Genomic DNA, 17,252 nt, shown 5'->3' on the forward strand with positions numbered 1-17,252 from the left:
CCTGTTCCCTGCCTAAAAGAAATACCGAGGAGCGGTTATCCGCTCCCCGTACTGTCATATGATCTGAATAACTCTGTAGCCGAGGGTAATTACTTAGCGTCAGCTATGTTGTCTTTCGTAATCTTTTTGTAGGAAATCCATACGTATTGATTGTCAGTGATATCAAAACCTACATTGTCTTTCGTAGGCGTTTCGCCTTTAGCAAGCAGAGCAGCAACTGTGATAGCAGCTTTACCTTGGTTATTCGCATCATTCAGCACCGTACCGAGCATCGTTCCATCTTCCAGCGCTTGAATCGCAGGGGCAGTTGCATCCACACCTACTACAGGCATGAATTTGTCACCTGTGAAGTAGCCTGAAGCTTTCAGAGCTTCAATTGCACCGAGGGCCATATCATCGTTGTTAGCAAGAACAGCTTCAATTTTGTCGCCGTGGGAGCCAAGGAATGCAGCCATTTTTTCTTGTCCTTTTACGCGATCCCACATTGCTGTATCTTCAGCCAGTTTCTCTACCTTGATTCCTGCATCTTCGATAGCTTGGATAGAGTAAGTAGTACGAAGCTCAGCATCTTGGTGACCTGGTTCACCTTTCAGCATTACATATTGGAGAACACCGTCGCCGTTCTTATCCGCTTCAGGATGTGCTTTCCAGTAGTCAACAATCAGTTGACCGGACATTGTACCGGATTCTTCTGCTTTAGCACCTACATAATAAACTTTATCCCATTTCTTCATATCTTCAGGAAGCGGTTCGCGGTTAAGGAATACCACTGGAATGTTTGCTGTTTTTGCTTTTTCGATAATGACGCCAGCAGCTGTACGGTCAACTGGGTTAATCAGCATCCCGTTATATTTTTTAGTGATGAATAAGTCAACCTTGTCATTTTGTGTGGGTTGTGAATTTTGGCTATCTACGATATCTACTGTAGCGATGCCTTTAGCGGCACTATCGATAGCGTTACGAACACCTGTCATAAAAGTATCGTCAAATTTGTAAATAGCGACCCCAACTTTAGGTGTTTCGGTTGTAGTGCCCGAGTTCTCAGTCTTTGGAGCGTTAGTTGCTTTACCGTTGTCTGCAGCACTATTTGTAGTATTGTTGTTGCCACCACAGCCTGTCAGAGCAGCACCCAGCAAAGCACTAGCTAATAGAACGGAAGTGATTTTTTTCATTATTCATTGACCTCCTGTTTATACTTCTTTTTTTGTTTGCCCCTGATCGTTTCGGGTACATCTATATTATGCCTCACCTGAAAACGGTTGCGAATATAAAATCCTACTCATTCTTATAAAAATTCTAATGAACCCAAGAAGAAATATAAGGATGATTTTCATTTAAAATTTATAATTTCTTATATTCTAAAAAAACGAATACCGCCCCATTTCAAGGATGGTATCCGTTTCACGAAATTTATAAGCTTAAGCATAAACGCCTTCGGCGTCCTTATAAGGACGGTAAGCGTTTATGCGAGAAATATTAGACATAAAGTATAGGTGAAAAAATTATACTTACTAATATTTCAAATCAGCTCCTATCTAACAAACGGAAATAACAGCTTTTGATTCTCAGGCCATAACATATTGTCCAAATCAATTAGTTTTGTTCCTGTATCGACGCGTTCTGGAACATCGATTCCTTCGATCACTTCAACAGCATGTTTTACAGCCAAATACCCGTTGCTAAAAGGATTTTGGATGACTGTTGCTTGAACAGTTCCATCCTGCAGCAATTCCATCATGGAGGGTGAGCTATCAAAGGCTACCATTTTTATATTTTGCAGCCCCCGACTTTGGATAGCCATTGCCGCCCCCTGTGAAGCAGTCTCATTCAAGCTCGCGATTCCTCGAAGATTCGGATGCTTCAGCAGCATCAGTTGCGTAAGATCTTCTGCATCCTTAATACTGGACGTCGTGTATGAAATCTCAACCACCTGTATATTTGGATAACGGGCAGAGTAATTTAAAAATCCCTTTTCCCGCTCCTCTGCATCTCTTGCACCATACTCAATTCCGTTGGAAGACTCCTGTTTCTCACTCTGAGTTGAGTTAGTGAAGTTAATAATGCCCACCTCGCCGTATCCTTTCAACAGCTTGATAAGCCTTTCTGCAGATTTTTGACCCGCCTCATAGCCGTTCGAGCCAATATATGTCCTTACTCTTGCTGAACCCACTTCCGCATCTACGGATATCACAGGAATTTTGGAATACGCCGCCTGATCTACCACCTGTGCAAGCCCCATATAACTACTTGCAGCTAAAATAATCACGTCCGCTTTTTCTTTAATGGAGTCCTGCACCATTCTTACTTGTTCTGTGATGTCACTCTCAGAGTCCGGAGCTTTAAAGGTTAATTTCACGTTGAATTCCTGCGCTGCAGCCTCAGCTCCCAATTTAACCGTATTCCAATAATCACCCTTGTTCATTTTCACAATGAGATGAATATTACGGGTCTTATTTGTATTGATGTAATTGGGCGCTGAATTAAAACAAGAGGTAACCGTGGTCCATAACACCGCACACATTAACAAGGTTAGCCAAAATCGAACGTTTCTCATGCCGATGTCTCATCCTCCTTAAGCCCTTCATTGCCTTCGCCTTTTGCAAGTGCCGGGAAGATAAGGGTAACCGTAGTGCCTTCTTCAATTTCACTTTCAAAAGAAAGACCATACTCACGGCCATAGTACAACTCTATACGCTCGTTCACATTTCTTACGCCTACCCCGGAACCATTCATACTCTTACTGCCACCTGTTAAAATAACCTTCATAGTCTCCTTAGACATACCTAGTCCATTATCACTAATCCGTATGATGACAAGATCGTCCTTCAGTTCCGCATGTATAGAGATAAAACCTTCATCAGGCATCATTTCTATCCCGTGATACAAGGCATTCTCTACAATCGGCTGCAAAATCAGCTTGATTGTCTGACACTGCAGCACTTCATCCTGTGCAACGATCTCATAGCGGAACTTATTTTTGAAACGGAAGCTCTGAATAACGAGATAATGACGAATATGATCTAGCTCTTCCTGTACGGTAATCATATTATTCCCTTTGCTTAGACTAATTCGGAAAAACTTCGATAAGGACTGAATCATTGTGACTACCTCCTCAGTCTTACCACGTTCAGCGAGCCGGATCACAGAGTTCAAGGTATTGTACAAGAAGTGTGGATTAATCTGGGATTGCAGCACTTCAAGCTCACCCTTACGTTTGGTCTCTTGTTCATAAATAATTTGATCCATCAATTGACGGATACGTTGCAGCATGAGATTAAACCGCTTGGACAACTGCTCTACCTCATACGCGCCACTCACATCAATTCGGGTATTGAGATCTCCTTCTCCTACCTGCTGAAGTGTCCTTTCCAGCTTTCGAATAGGGCGGGCAATTCGCGCGGACAAGAAGACAGATACAATAATTACACATAAAATAACTACCGCTAAGAACCAGGATAAAAAGGTGTTAAGATCGCGTTTGGTGGTCACGATCTCATCATAATAAGCAACACCTACTATCTTCCATCCGGTCTGTTCTAGCGTACGCACTGTGATAAAACGTTTTTCACCTGTAGACTCATCCAAATAGCTTCGATAAGCATATTCCAGTACCGGCTCCACATTCTCATACTTTAAGCCAGCATAAATAAGTTGCTGCTGCGGATGATACACAATATTGCCTAATTGATCGAGGATGTAAGCGTATCCCCTTTTACCAAGCTTAACCTGCTTACTCAACTCATCTATAGTACGAAAGTTAAAATCCATCAGCAGGATACCCGTTTTCAATTCTCCTTTTTCCTGATATTGAATTAGTTTACTGATAGACACGACCCATATGTATTGACCTTTAAACAAGTTCTGAATATGGGGCGCTGAATAGGAGATCTCAGATGTTCTTTTGGCTGTAGTAAACCAACTCTGAGTTTCTAGCTGTGTGTTGCTGCGCAGCTTCTGTCCGGCTGTACCCACTACGTATTTTCCCTGTGGTGTAAAAACCGCTGCAGAAACCAGATCCTCTCTACTGCCCATTAACATAGCCATTCTTTCCATCAGTAAAGCGGAGTCCACAGAGGGACTATTCGTAATTTGATCTTCTGCTGTTTCAAAAATATTTCGCATTCCTTTAACATAAAGCTCCAGATTGTAGTTCACTTGTTCAATAATCTGCTGCATATTCATATTCGCATTCTCTTCTGCTGTCTTCGCAAACTTGTTATACAGCATAAGGCTGACAACGACAGCTACAAGAACTGCAACGGATGTAAAAGTGAGCGTAATCGTCACTTGAATGCTTCGCAGCTTGGAGGACAACCGACGGTTCCCCCCTTTTGGATGCTGCGGCCGCAGTAGAAAGGAATAAGGCTTTTCCTGCCGCATGGCTACCCTCCTCTGGAGCTATTTTTATACTCTTTAGGAGACTGACCATATTTTTTGCGGAAGCAAAAGCTGAAATAGTTAGGATCAGCAAAGCCAATTTTCTCAGCGATCTCAAAAGCCTTCAGTTCCGTAGAGCGCAATAGTTCTTTTGCTGCTTCTAATCGGATTTGCAAGAGATAACTAACAAATGTCATCTTCATTTCCTTCTTAAAAATACTGCTAAAATACCCCGTACTGATATGCAAATGTTGACAGACCTTTCCGATAGAAATGTCCGATTCCTCATAGTGGCTACGGATATATTCTTTGGCTTCATCAATGAGCAGTTTATAACTGGATTGACGTTCTAAAGCAATGGAGTCCATTAGTCGGCTGCAGATCGTAATAATCCATTGCTTAGCTTCACTCATACTATTGAATTTATTCATCTCAGTTAATGAGGAAATACCAGATCCTACGAATTTGGCAGCATCACTACCGGATTCTTTGGCTACACGGAGGATGGATGTAATAATCTCCAGCAAAAAAATCTGATAATCCTGAGTAGATACCTGCTCGGCATCCAATCCGCCAAATAACTCCTCAACCACCTCCTTAAGCTCCTGTACGGTTCCCATCTTAATTGTTCGGATTAAGGACTGCTGGGTCAGTTCATCATAGGCCAAGAGTGCATTAGAACGTGACTCCACATCCTCGATCCAAATGACTCTGTTATTACCTAGAATGAGACGATAATCTAACGCTTGCATGGCATCTCCGAAGGAGTTAAATAGCATAGCAGGCGAGTGACACACCGTTCCAGAACCAGCGGTTACCGTTAGCTTCAGAAACCGCTGCACATTGTGGCGGATTTCTTCTAGAATCTCAAAGGTCTTCCCCGTAATTTCAGTTTCTTCACCTGCATCACAAATTGAAAAGAGCACTACCTCATCACGATGGATAAACACCCTGCCAAAATTATGCTTAGTACATAATTCTTCTGCAATATTCAACACAGCGAATAGCTGTAAATTTTTCTCTCCCGTATCTCGTAAAGAAATTTGCTTACTAGCGGAAATACCAACCGCTTCTCGCTCTGGACGAATATAATCCACACTAATTACCGAGGCTTGAAACCAACGCCCATCTAGATCTATTCCGTATTCCGAACTTTTCTCATTGATTTCATTCATTCGTAATCTACGTGATACTAGTGAAGATAGGAACTGTTCACGCAACACAGGCAGACTTTTTCGATAATGCTCGCTGAGTACAAAAACATTTTCTTTCTCTGCGATTTCAGCTTCTATGGTGGCTCTGACCTTAAGAAGAACATCAATCAATTCTTGTGATGAGAACGGTTTCAAAATATACTCATCAATTTGTAGTTTAATCGCCTTCTGTGCATATTCAAACTCATCATACCCAGTCAGTATGATGATCTTGGTATTGGGATGCCGATCGCGAATCCATTCAGCCAGCTGCAGTCCATTCATAAAAGGCATTTGAATATCGGTCACAACCACATCCGGGAGCAAACGATCAATCGCATCCGCTGCCTCCCGTCCATTCTCCGCCTGTTCTACAATCTCGAAGCCGTAGTGTTCCCAATCTATCTGCCCGATGACCCCTTCTCTAACGTCTTCTTCATCTTCTGCAAGAATTAACTTATACATTTCTCATCCCTCTTTGGAAACGATTTATTGAGCTGTCATAAAATTCATTCTATATGATTCAAACTATTCCATCTATGGTTAGTTATTTAAATCGATTTACTAAAAACTAAAAGAGTTAGTCTAGTGACTGCATAGCGCGATTCAGAGGGATATGAAATACGGAGTCAGTAGGATATGAAATATATGAAAATAGGTGATGTTGCCTCTTTAGCTAGTACAGTGGATGGAACTAATCGGGGTAATGTAGTGAAATGCTGGCGCGTGACTTGATTGGGGATTCGAAAAAGTGAGGCAAATTGCAATTGATCGCGGATTCTTTCAAAAGTAAAAATGCTTCCAGCATTCGCAAATTAAGATGAAAACAGTCCTTATGATGAAATTGGTTCCTTTTATAGGGAGGTTTTCCCATTATTCATGTGCTGGAGACCAAAAAGACAAATTTATAAGGAGAATTTCCCTATAACATCTGTCCATCTTTAACAATAACACTGCGAAATTAATCTCATCACAAGCGGACATATCATAAAACGATCCACTTCAAAGCATTATTCTACAAAAAAAACCATCCCGCCGTAGCTGGGATGGGGATGATCGGAACCTATAAGTATTATAGCAACGCTTTGTTAAAGCGATAACCTGCTGTTTTTTCGAAACCTAGATGACGATAAAAAGCACGTGCCGGTGCGCGCTCTACGCGGTTACCACTTCTCAAGAAGAGCTGACAGCAACCTTGCTCACGTGCCCATTCTTCTGCTGCGGCCACAAGTCTTTTACCGAGTCCGTTTCCTCTGAGTTCTTCTGATACGATAAGTGCAGTAATCTCAGTGATACAATCTGTCTGTTTGTAATACGAGATTACCTGTCTAAGACCGACCATTCCCACAACTTCATTGTTTAGTTCTGCAACAAGCGTGCATTGGAGATGGTTATTCTCCATGCTTTCGAGTCTCTCTTTCATCACGCTAAGCGTTGTTGGATAGCCGAATTCCCGCAGAAGCGCTGTAACTCTCTCCAGATCATTCAAGCCGCATTTGCGAATTTCCAGTACAGGTGCCATGGTACTACTGTTCATCCTCATATACCTCCACTTTTAGCATAGACGCTGCCTGCTTGGCTACCGTCCGCGCGATTTCCACATCTTCCGCCGCACTTAACGCCACTGCCATCCGCCGCCCAGGACGGACTTCTGGTTTACCAAATACCCGAACCTGAGTCCTAGGTAACTCCAAAGCTTCACCAATTCCGGTCACAACAAAAGCTCGTCCTTCTCCATCAGCCTTCAACGTAGCTGAGGCACCTGGTGTCAATAATTGTACTGACTGGACTGGAAAACCAAGAATAGCTCTGACATGCACTGCAAATTGAGATAAATCCTGCGTCGCCATCGTCACCATCCCCGTATCATGAGGTCTAGGTGACACTTCACTAAACAATACGCCTCGATCCGTCAAGAAAAGTTCCACTCCAAAAATACCGAAACCTCCGAGCTGATCGGTAACTGCTTTAGCAATAGACTGAGCTTCATCCAGAAGTTCCGGCTTCATAAAGTGAGGCTGCCATGATTCGACATAATCCCCATCTTTCTGAATATGCCCAATAGGTGGACAAAATATCGTGCCAGACACGGACCTTACCGTCAAGAGTGTAATCTCGCTCTCAAAGGTAACGAAAGCCTCCACGATAACTCGAGTTCCTTTGGCTCTCGCTCCATCCAAAGCAGTGTTCCAGCATTCTTCCGCATCCTCAGGTCTTTTGCAAACACTTTGACCTTTACCGGAAGAACTCATAATCGGCTTGATGACACAAGGAGTGCCTAGTTCTGCAACGGCTTGATGCAGTTCTTCCAGACTATCTGCAAAACGATAATCCGCTGTTGGCAATCCAAGTTCTTCAGCAGCAAGTCGGCGAATGCCTTCTCTGTCCATGGTCAGACGAGCCGCTCGTGCGGTCGGAACAACGAAGAAACCTTCCTCTTCAAGCTCTTGAAGAGCATGAGTGGCGATTGCTTCAATCTCCGGAACAATAACATCCGGTTTCTCTGAGCGAATAAGCGTTTTAAGCGCCTCTGCGTCCAGCATATCAATAACATGTGAACGATGAGCTACACCCATCGCTGGTGCATCGCTATAACGGTCTACAGCTACAGTCTCTACGCCAAGACGTTGAGCTTCGATTATGACTTCCTTACCCAGTTCCCCGCTGCCCAGCAGCAGCAGCTTGCGGCTTTGAGCTGAAAAAGGAGCTCCCCACATTGTCGATTTCAACCTCTTTCGGCAAATTGACTATCTCGTTTCCATAAATTTCTGAAAACGGAACAGTTTCATTGTATATTTTCAGGCTTCTTTATTTTCATCCATCATAAGCCAGATTGCAAGCGTTCTTCGACAATTTCCTACAAATTTCAAAGATCTTTGTCCAATATATCAACGAAAGATTGTTCCAAGAGGGATAATTGGTGGCCTAACTGACCCCAATGATCTGCGGATTCACCCCCTTTAAGGAGATCCAGCATCGCTTTCTCTTGCTCCGCTAACCCCTCTTGCAAATGCTCTGCAGCAGACTTCAGCTCTCTGACGACGCATTCGACATAATGTGCAAGCAACTTTTTCTTCTGCACTGCTGCCGCAAGATTAACAGCTTCTTTCACAAGAGGCTCCGCCACACCTTTGACTTGTTCCCGGCCAGCTCCTTCAAAGAAATACCGAGGGGATTTGAAATGTCCCCATAAGGTTGACCATTCCACGGAGTGAAGCTGGCATTCCAGATCATTAGGAGAAGGCCAAGCTTCCTCTTCATACTCCATCAGATGGAACTCCTGAGTAGAGAAAAGCAGCTCAGAAGCAGCCGTTTCAGCAACTTCATGAACAAGTCTGCGCCCAGTACTCTCCAGTCGCAGTGTTGTCGCCCATAGCTCTTGCTCCAATTCACGCTGAGTGGTACGCATCAGCTCCGCACCACAGGCAGAGAAGATAGCTTTTAAATTCCCTGCATCCTCACGCAGTAATGAGGGGTGGAAGGATTCTTGAAAATTCCTGGTGAAAGAGAAGCTAATCCGCTGACAGACGTGATAAATCAGCTCCTCACCTTCATGAACAAGATCCCTGTTAGGACGTTCCTCTATCTCCAAAAGGGATAGCCGCTTCATGGCTAACTGACGACGTTCTTGCAGTTCTTTTAATCCAGCTTCACGCTCGTTTGCCGCCATGGAAGCGAGATTCTGCCACTCTTCCGCCCGGCGGCGAACAGATGCGATACTCTCTGCAGCTGCGTTAAGTGAAAGCTTAGGAAGTTCATCTCCCGCGAAGCTGGACAAGGCTTGCTCAAAATGATTGAAACGGGAAGCCTCATAGAGATCATAATTACGCTGAGTTTTACCTTCCAGAGCAAGCAAGCTGGACAGCGCATAGATTCTCGGAGAGCGTAAACCACCCGCACGTAAATTTTGAGCGACATGTTCTCTTACTTCTTCCAGTTCATCTTCTCCTGAAGCAAGATCGGAAGCATTGATAATAAAGAACATTTTATCAAGTGCAAAGCTATCTTTAATTCGGCCCAGTTGTGCAAGCAGTCCTCTATCTGCTTTCGAAAAGGCGTGGTTGTAATAGGTAACAAAGCATATCGCGTCCGCATTTTTCATGTAATTAAAGGTTACGCCGGTATGACGAGCATGCAGTGAATCGGCTCCTGGTGTATCCACAAGTACAATCCCGCTCTCAGTCAAGGGACAGGCATAGTACAAATCAATCCCCTGCACGAAACAGGCCCGGGTCTCTTCCGCAACAAGGCTTCGGTATTCTTCTAAATCAACGGTTCGCACCTTTCCTAAAAGGGGCTCGGCTTCAGCCCAACCAGCCGCTGCTGCCCGTAAAAATCCAGCATGCGGCAGCGCAGACGGATGAATTCCCCGGGCAGGCAAGCTTGCAAGTACTGTTGTCCACGTATCCCGCTGAGGTTCGCCAATCTGCAGCACACTGAAGGAATGGCAGATGTCATCCCAGAAATCTGCCATAGTCTTCATCGTTACAACCGCGCTGGCATGGCGGAAGTCTCCTTCCGGCGCCAATATGCGGTTGACCGCAGCCGTGGCGGGATGTGGAGACACGGGCAGCACTTCTTCGCCGAGCAAAGCGTTGGCGAAGGAGGACTTACCCGCGCTGAACGCACCGAACAGCGCTAGGGTAAAGCGGCCGCCGGCGAGATCCTCCGCCCGTGCGGCCAGACTCCGCGCCGCCGATGCCATCGCTGGCTCGCGGCGCAGCAGCTCTGCCGCAGCCGCCAGCGCGTCAGCGGCTGCGGATAGCCGGCGGCGTCCGCCCGCCGGCGAAGCCGTGCCCGCCGCCCAGCTTACGGCGGCGGCACTTCCAGCCGCGGCGCGCTGCGGCGGCGGGGTCTCCCGCGTGGCGGCGCTCTGCGCAGCCGCAAGCGGGGTTACCCTCACCTCCGGCAGGATGCCGGGGGTGAGGGGTCGGCGCGGCGGCAGCAGCGCCGCGAGCTCGTGCGCGCGGGCGTCCGCCGCGCGGTCAAGGGCGGCTAGCGCGGCTACGGCGCGCGCCTGCCGCGTAAGGGCCTGTTCGCGGCGCTGGAGTTCCGCGCGCCGCTCCTCCATGAGCGGTGGCAGCTTCGCTAACAGCTCATCGCTCACCAATAACGCGGCGCGGCGGAACTGGCTCTTCAAATCTGCCGCAAGTGTGCGGCAGAAATTGAGCAGCGCCTCGCCACTATAGCCCATTCCCGGCTTAACTGCAGCCGCCAGCCACTCCTGGCTCATCGCCGGGAAGCCTTGCTTCAGAGTCGTCTCTGCCTCCTCTGCCCACACCCCGAGACTCTCCGCCCAATCACGTACCAGCTGAATCAAATGCCATTCCAGCTGGGCGGAAACCTCTCGGGTCAACAGTCCTTGCCAGACTGCCAGTCGTTTACTTTGTTCCTTCTCCCGCCGAGCAGCCGTAGAGAAAAACCCTAACCGAAACGTTGGGCTGACACTCTCCATATAGCTTCCCGATGCCTCTCGTACATCCGCAGGCATTAGATTAGCATTGTTAAGTAAGGTGTCGAGACCACTTCGCAAGCTCGCTCGCGACAGCTGAGGCAACTCCTCAAGTCGTGCCTGCTCTTCTTCCAGTGATTTCAGTTCAAACGTCACAGTCTCTGCATCTGTACCATCTAGTTCTTCAAGGAGAGTGCCTCTTTCCTCCTGCTGATCTTCACGGAATGCAGTTAAAGAAGAATCTGCTGTATGGTGGATGGAACGAGACAGGCTATATTGAAGAAGTTGTTCCCTATGTTCCAACAGTTCGGTTATAACGCTGAGCAGATTATCCCAATGATTAAGTGAATGCTCTTTCTTTTTGAGAGAGGTGAACAAAATTCCTGCACAATGAATCCCCCATTGTTCAAAAGCATTTTCAAGTTGACGTTTATATTCCTCAATAGAAATTTCTTGTTCCCGGTGCTTGTCGATCTGATTAACAATGAGATACAACGGTTTACCCCAGTCACTAAGATTTTTGGCAAAAGCCAAATTATTCTCTGACTGTACATGGTTATAGTCCATTACATAGAATACGACATCAGCCAAATGCAGCGCTGAGCGAGTCGCCGCCTGATGGCCATCATCCGTAGAATCCACCCCAGGCGTATCCAATAGAACACCATGCTTGCCTAGCAGTGGAATCTCATTCCATACTTCAATGGCGGAATAATCTCCGCCATTTCGACAGTATTCCTGTAATCTTTCTGGTGTTGTCTCTATAGGAGCAGGTTCATTTTCACTTCCCTCAACCCTAGGATAGATAAGTACTCGTGGAGCCCCGCTGCGAATAGAAACTATATTGGCACTAGTCGGCACAGGTCCGGATGGCAGTACTGAGCTGCCGCATAGAAGGTTGATCATACTAGATTTACCTGCCGAAAAATGTCCACAAAAAGCAAGGGTTAGTTCATTCCCACCCTCTTTATTTTGTAAATCTTCATATATACGTTCAGATCCCTCATCACCCCAGCGGTGCATTAATCCTCGCAACTGGAAAAGCAGCGATGCTGTTTCATTTAATGTCTCTTTCTGGATTCTAATCTGTTCCGCTCTCACTGACTCTCCACCTCCACTGTTACCATCTAATCATGCTCTGAACTTAACCCATTCATGAATACTAATTCAGACTCTTTTTTAAATATAAGAAAGTATAAGTTTCACATTATACTTTATCCTTATATTTCTCGCTTAAACGCTTACCGCCCTTATAAGGACACCGAAGGCGTTTATGCTTGTGCAATGTTTATAAAGATGCAATTTCTGAGATGTAGCGCGGAACCCTTTTTATAAATAATAATTACAGTTTATCACCACTTTGACACAAATTAAATACACACTACTTACAAAATAACCTATCATCTCCTACGAAATGAGGTTAATCAAACATCTTTCTGCTATTCTCGCTAAAGAAAGGAATTACAAAAAAAAGGAGACAGCCCCTAGGGCCGACTCCTTTTCAGATCACTTCTAATTTATGCAGTTTCCGAAACAGGCAACAGAATTTCGAATACTTTTCCGTGTTGCAGAATAGTCAAACCACGAGCTTTATCTCTCATTACGACAACCTCTGGTTTCACTGACATACGCTCAAAATAATGTTCAGGAACTTCACCGGAATGACTGATCGTGATACCCTCTACTTCTTGCTCTTCGTTCTCTTCTAGCGGGCTTTCCACTACGCGGTCAAAAATATCCGAGAACACTTCAAAATTATCTGTGTATACAGAAATGCATTTCATCTCTATCCCATCCTCTTCTTCAACTCTAACTTTTTGACGTATGCTCTTTAGCTTTCCTGACAACAGCTGTTTTCATACGTTTTTTGCCCTCTCGACATACATCAAGGAGCGGACAAACTTGACATTTTGGGTTCTGTGCCTTGCAGTGATATCGTCCGAAAAAGATAAGCCGGTGATGCGTGATCGTCCATTCGTCACGTGGCACAGCCTTCATCAGCTTCTTTTCCACTTCCAGCACAGAATCTTTCCAGCCTGCTAATGCAAGTCGTTTAGCAACCCTCTCCACATGCGTGTCCACTGCAATGGCAGGAACTCCAAAAGCGTTGGATACTACTACGTTTGCAGTTTTACGACCTACACCGGGTAAAGTTACAAGCAAGTCATGAGCCTCAGGCACCTCGCCACCATACTGTTCTATGAGTATAGAGCATAGGCTTTGGATATGCTTAGCTTTGTTACGATATAAGCCGATGCGCCGGATATCCCCCTCCAATTCCTCCAGCGGTACAGAAATATAATCGATGGGGGCTTTGTACTTTTGGAACAGGTCCTCGGTCACTTTGTTCACCGTTGCATCCGTACATTGGGCTGATAACAGCACCGCTATCGTTAATTCAAAAGCGTTACTGTGATTGAGCTCGCAATGTGCATCAGGGAACAAGTCTCCAATCGTATCCAAAATGTGGCGGACCTCTGCAACTTTCATAGTGTCCCCTCCACGGAGCGATTACGCTCAGTAAAACCTACACGAGCGTGTCCTCTCAAATGTAAAGAAATATAAGCAAAGTCTGTATTATAACGTATGGTTTCATACATTTCAAGAAAATACAATACTAATACGCTCTTATATTTCAAAAAAAACGTCTTGACGCAGGCAAAGCCCCTGTGTCAAGACGGTGATTCACTCGGAAATCCACCATTGCTACTATTGTTTCACAATTTCAACCACGATATCATTATTGAAATACATTATAATATTATCATTTTCTTTCAGAGATTGCACGGATAATGTCGTATCCCCTTGATGAATATATACATTTGAAGCAAGTGTGAACTGATACTTATCGCTCAGATTAGCTCTTTTAGTCACCAATGAGTTCGTCGTACTGTCATAGCGAGAGAATGAACGAGTTAGCTGAGGTAACACACGAATGACTGTGGCTCCATCCGTATCTTTCCGAATCTCCACTCTGTCCGCTGTTGTTAAGTTACTAAGAGCAGTTGTTGTCGCGCCATCACGAATGATTCTAATTCCACCGCTTACAGCAAAGTTTTGTGCTGCACCAGCATACTCTTTTACAACCAAACTATTCGCTGCAGCATCGACTGAACTAATCTGGCCCGTTGTAAGCTTAACTGTCTGAATAGCGAGTGGAGTGCTTCCATCAAAGGTCACATTAAGAAAATCTCCCGATTTCACAGCTGTTAGCTTAATGCTCTCGCCAGCTTCATTTGTTATTGGAAGTACAGCAGTATTGATCTCACTTGTTCCACCGTTCCATTTAACACTCAAACGGTTGGTTCCGGCATTAACAGTTGCTGCTTCAACTTGTAAAGCTGTCTTCACTTTCAGTACTGCAATGATATCCTGGCCAGTTGTCAGTGAGGCTGTCACATTACTACCAACAGGAACATCACTTAAAGTTGGACTAGTCTTACCAAAGAGATCAATTAATTGTGGATAAGGCATCGTTAAAGTTTGCCCATCATTAAGCTTCAATACAATAGTTCTCGAGGAAGAATTAACAGCAGTCAAGGTTCCTTCATACTTTGTGACAATTTCCAACGATAAAGCCCGTTGTCCTATAGCTTTTACATTTACTTTACGGTTCTCAATAAGTTTCGTACCGATATTAGTTAAGTTAGGAAGTGCACCTTCAATCAACAACTTTGTTTTCTCATCCAACTGAACGACATGAGCCTTTTTATCAGTATCCATAACTGTCAACAGCTGCGTTTTAGTATTATAATCAATAACCGTCGCTCCACTAAACTGATCAATTTGACGGCTTAACACTTCAATTTTTGTGACTTGATCACTGCTGTTCAGCGTAAGCTGAATTTTGTCCCCACCTACTGCATCAGCTATAAGATCATCCGCCACAGCGCCGCTCATGTTCGGAATGACAATAGCTGGCTTAGTACCTAGCAGCTTAACTTCACGAGTTCCGTCCGCTTTTTTATAAACAACTGTTGAACTGGTCAGTTCTGTAAGTACACCCTGAACGGTCCGTTCAATACCCTCTGTCACTTCTACAGAACGTATCACATTTTCTTTAACCGTATATTTGACAGCAGAACCTGTCTTCAATTCTGCAGGCTGCAACACGGATGCTTGGTAAGTAAATAATGAAGTTCCATCCTCCCATTTAAAGGTTTCCACCGTACCAGCAGCATTCTTAAAAGTAATGCTTTTACCAGTAAGATCTACACTTTGAATGGTGCCTGTTGTTGTTTTGTTAACCACCCCTGAAGTTACTTGAACCTTGACTACTTTATGTGATCCACTATACGTCTCGCGCTGCAACGTAACTACACTGTCTGCTACCAGCAAAGCAGGTTCAATTGGAGTCCCATTCGCATCTACAAAGGTAGTCGTTTCATCATAGTAATATTCAGTAAAGCCAGTAGCTGATTTTAGCCATAGCTTATTACCAGGAGCTACCATTGCAAAGTTTCCGGATAGGTTCTCAATTTGTTGTGTAGGATCAAGCACTTCAACATAGGCTGCATTATCTGCTGCTCCAATTACGGTAACCTTTGTGAAGGGCTGTATCTCACTTAAATTGATTCTGCTTTCAGAAGTGCTTGTATAGTAAGCGGTGTTAGCGCCTAAATTATATGTAGAAGACTTACCGTTATTAAACACAGTCAGTTTTCCATCTTTCAATTGACTAATCGTTCCTGTGTAAGTGTTATCATATTCAAGGGTATTATGGGCTTCCGCCCGACTGAAAAAGGTAGCTAACTGAGCACGGGTCACAGCCCCTTGTGGATCAAAGCGATTACCGTCAAGACCATTGGCTAATTTTAGATTAACAGCAACGTTGATGTACCCTCTCTTGTTTGCAGACACTTTAGCATCGTCAGCAAAGCCTGTCGGCTTACTAGCTGCTACAGTTGCATCTTCACTTTTTCCTAGTGCACGAATTAACAGTTCAGCAATCCATTCGCGGGATGCTTTACGTTCTCCCCAAGAAGTCTTCAGATTATCAGGAGACATTTCCGTAGTTTTATCCAAAAGACCTTGTTGGAACGCTAGAACAACATAGTTCTTGTAATAATTTGAAACCTTAAAATCAGTAGGTAAAGCTACAGCAGAAGAATTATCCACTTTATCCTGCAGCTTCATAAACCGTAATGCCATAAGCACGGCTTCCTGCTGAGTTACAGAATCTCCCGGACGGAACAACCCATTATTTCCAACCACAATTCCTTGTGATGCTAGTTTATAAATATGCTTTTCAGCCCAGAAGCCTGTCTTCACATCACTAAAAATCCCCACAGATTGTGTAGTGGTTGTTGCTCCTGTCGTAGCAGCGGTATCTGCAAATACTGCGCTTGCACCACCAAAAATCATCGCTCCAGCCATAACAGCCGATACTGCTTTAGTAGAATAAGCCTTCAATGGACGTTTTGACCTTTTTTGCGCGGACAATAGATTATTCCCCTCTCTATGACTCAAATAAATAGTATAATTAAAAATTCGTCAGTTAGACGCTTTATTCCTTTGTTGTAATATTAATTAGCTATTATCTCTAGTCATAGGGTGCAGTAAATCCACATGACCCATCAGACTTTCTACCTTCTCACCATCTACCAAAACTTCGATACTCTTCACTTCTTCAAATTGAAAATAGGTTTTGGCAAGTGAAGAAATCGCTAAGGACTCCCCACCAGCACCCAGCTGCGCTTCATCTGGTTTATGAATATCCATCACGATTTGACCATCTACAAACTTTAACGATTTCAGTTCAATCTTGTCCCATAATGGTACAAGCTCTGTATTCTCGTTAGTTTGCAATGCTTTGAACGTCTCTGTATATTTCTCCACATCGTCAGAGAAGCTAATATTAGTCTTAGCAGGAACCAAATCCATAACTTGTGAATTCGTATAATAAGCTTCTATGCTCTGGCTCTGTTTTTGCTTCTCATCTACTGCTGGCTTCGCAGATGCCTGAGCTTCTGTGTTGTTATTATCCGCTGACGGTTGCGGAGTGCTAACCACTTCTTTCCCTGGATCATCGGTTGGAGCAGATGTACTTTCTCCCGCACCACTTACAACATTTGAAGTATCTTGCTCCACTCCATTAGCTGGAGCCGCAGTAGGCTTATCTCCACAGCCAGCAATCACTAGCAGAAGCAGTGTAGCGATCCCAATAGTTCCCCATTTTTGTTTCATCATTAATAAACGCCTCCTCTAGATGAATACGGGCAGACAGGTAC

Annotated in this window: 11 protein-coding genes; all 11 read right to left on the reverse strand. The window is 44.6% G+C overall.

The genetic code is table 11. The annotated features are described in order from the left end of the window. Positions 1-89: 89 nt before the first annotated feature. Positions 90-1,172 (reverse strand): galactose ABC transporter substrate-binding protein, encoded by a 1,083-nt coding sequence (locus MHH52_RS19455; RefSeq protein ID WP_340004102.1) that lies wholly within the window; start codon positions 1,170-1,172, stop codon positions 90-92. A gap of 359 nt (positions 1,173-1,531) precedes the next feature. After that, the gene (locus tag MHH52_RS19460) at positions 1,532-2,554 is read right to left on the reverse strand and encodes a substrate-binding domain-containing protein (RefSeq protein ID WP_340004103.1); all 1,023 of its coding nucleotides are present in this window, start codon (positions 2,552-2,554) and stop codon (positions 1,532-1,534) included. Next, the gene (locus tag MHH52_RS19465; RefSeq protein ID WP_340004104.1) at positions 2,551-4,380 is read right to left on the reverse strand and encodes a sensor histidine kinase; all 1,830 of its coding nucleotides are present in this window, start codon (positions 4,378-4,380) and stop codon (positions 2,551-2,553) included. The genes MHH52_RS19460 and MHH52_RS19465 overlap by 4 nt, the downstream gene beginning before the upstream one ends. A 2-nt stretch (positions 4,381-4,382) precedes the next feature. Continuing rightward, complete coding sequence (locus MHH52_RS19470) at positions 4,383-6,035, reverse strand: response regulator (RefSeq protein WP_340004105.1); 1,653 nt, start codon at positions 6,033-6,035, stop codon at positions 4,383-4,385. Between the two features lie 607 nt (positions 6,036-6,642). Beyond that, positions 6,643-7,107 carry a GNAT family N-acetyltransferase gene (locus tag MHH52_RS19475; protein ID WP_340004106.1) on the reverse strand — a complete coding sequence of 155 codons (465 nt, stop codon included), beginning with the start codon at positions 7,105-7,107 and terminating at the stop codon, positions 6,643-6,645. Then, positions 7,097-8,287: a formate-dependent phosphoribosylglycinamide formyltransferase gene (gene purT, locus MHH52_RS19480; RefSeq protein WP_340009740.1), complete on the reverse strand. Its 1,191-nt coding sequence runs from the start codon at positions 8,285-8,287 to the stop codon at positions 7,097-7,099. The genes MHH52_RS19475 and purT overlap by 11 nt, the downstream gene beginning before the upstream one ends. Before the next feature lie 149 nt (positions 8,288-8,436). Next, positions 8,437-12,123, reverse strand: coding sequence for a dynamin family protein (locus tag MHH52_RS19485; RefSeq protein WP_340004107.1), 3,687 nt, complete (start codon positions 12,121-12,123; stop codon positions 8,437-8,439). A 416-nt stretch (positions 12,124-12,539) separates the two neighbouring features. Next, a complete protein-coding gene (locus tag MHH52_RS19490) occupies positions 12,540-12,806 on the reverse strand; it encodes an NAD/NADP transhydrogenase alpha subunit (RefSeq protein WP_313640853.1) in 267 nt (88 codons plus the stop codon). A gap of 25 nt (positions 12,807-12,831) precedes the next feature. Then, positions 12,832-13,512, reverse strand: coding sequence for an endonuclease III (gene nth, locus MHH52_RS19495; protein ID WP_340004108.1), 681 nt, complete (start codon positions 13,510-13,512; stop codon positions 12,832-12,834). Between the two features lie 219 nt (positions 13,513-13,731). Further along, positions 13,732-16,464, reverse strand: coding sequence for an S-layer homology domain-containing protein (locus tag MHH52_RS19500; protein WP_340004109.1), 2,733 nt, complete (start codon positions 16,462-16,464; stop codon positions 13,732-13,734). A gap of 87 nt (positions 16,465-16,551) precedes the next feature. Then, on the reverse strand, positions 16,552-17,211 hold the full coding sequence (locus MHH52_RS19505) for a GerMN domain-containing protein (RefSeq protein WP_340004110.1): 660 nt from the start codon (positions 17,209-17,211) through the stop codon (positions 16,552-16,554). Positions 17,212-17,252 lie beyond the last annotated feature (41 nt).

This window comes from Paenibacillus sp. FSL K6-0276 (assembly GCF_037977235.1).
GTDB lineage: Bacteria > Bacillota > Bacilli > Paenibacillales > Paenibacillaceae > Paenibacillus_AQ.

Excerpts from the sequence above, each read along its gene's own strand:
- MHH52_RS19475 (WP_340004106.1), bottom strand. The coding sequence starts at position 7,107 with ATGAACAGTAGTACCATGGCACCTGTACTGGAAATTCGCAAATGCGGC.
- MHH52_RS19465 (WP_340004104.1), bottom strand. The coding sequence starts at position 4,380 with ATGCGGCAGGAAAAGCCTTATTCCTTTCTACTGCGGCCGCAGCATCCA.
- MHH52_RS19505 (WP_340004110.1), bottom strand. The coding sequence starts at position 17,211 with ATGATGAAACAAAAATGGGGAACTATTGGGATCGCTACACTGCTTCTG.
- MHH52_RS19490 (WP_313640853.1), bottom strand. The coding sequence starts at position 12,806 with ATGAAATGCATTTCTGTATACACAGATAATTTTGAAGTGTTCTCGGAT.
- MHH52_RS19455 (WP_340004102.1), bottom strand. The coding sequence starts at position 1,172 with ATGAAAAAAATCACTTCCGTTCTATTAGCTAGTGCTTTGCTGGGTGCT.
- purT (WP_340009740.1), bottom strand. The coding sequence starts at position 8,287 with ATGTGGGGAGCTCCTTTTTCAGCTCAAAGCCGCAAGCTGCTGCTGCTG.
- MHH52_RS19460 (WP_340004103.1), bottom strand. The coding sequence starts at position 2,554 with ATGAGAAACGTTCGATTTTGGCTAACCTTGTTAATGTGTGCGGTGTTA.
- MHH52_RS19470 (WP_340004105.1), bottom strand. The coding sequence starts at position 6,035 with ATGTATAAGTTAATTCTTGCAGAAGATGAAGAAGACGTTAGAGAAGGG.
- nth (WP_340004108.1), bottom strand. The coding sequence starts at position 13,512 with ATGAAAGTTGCAGAGGTCCGCCACATTTTGGATACGATTGGAGACTTG.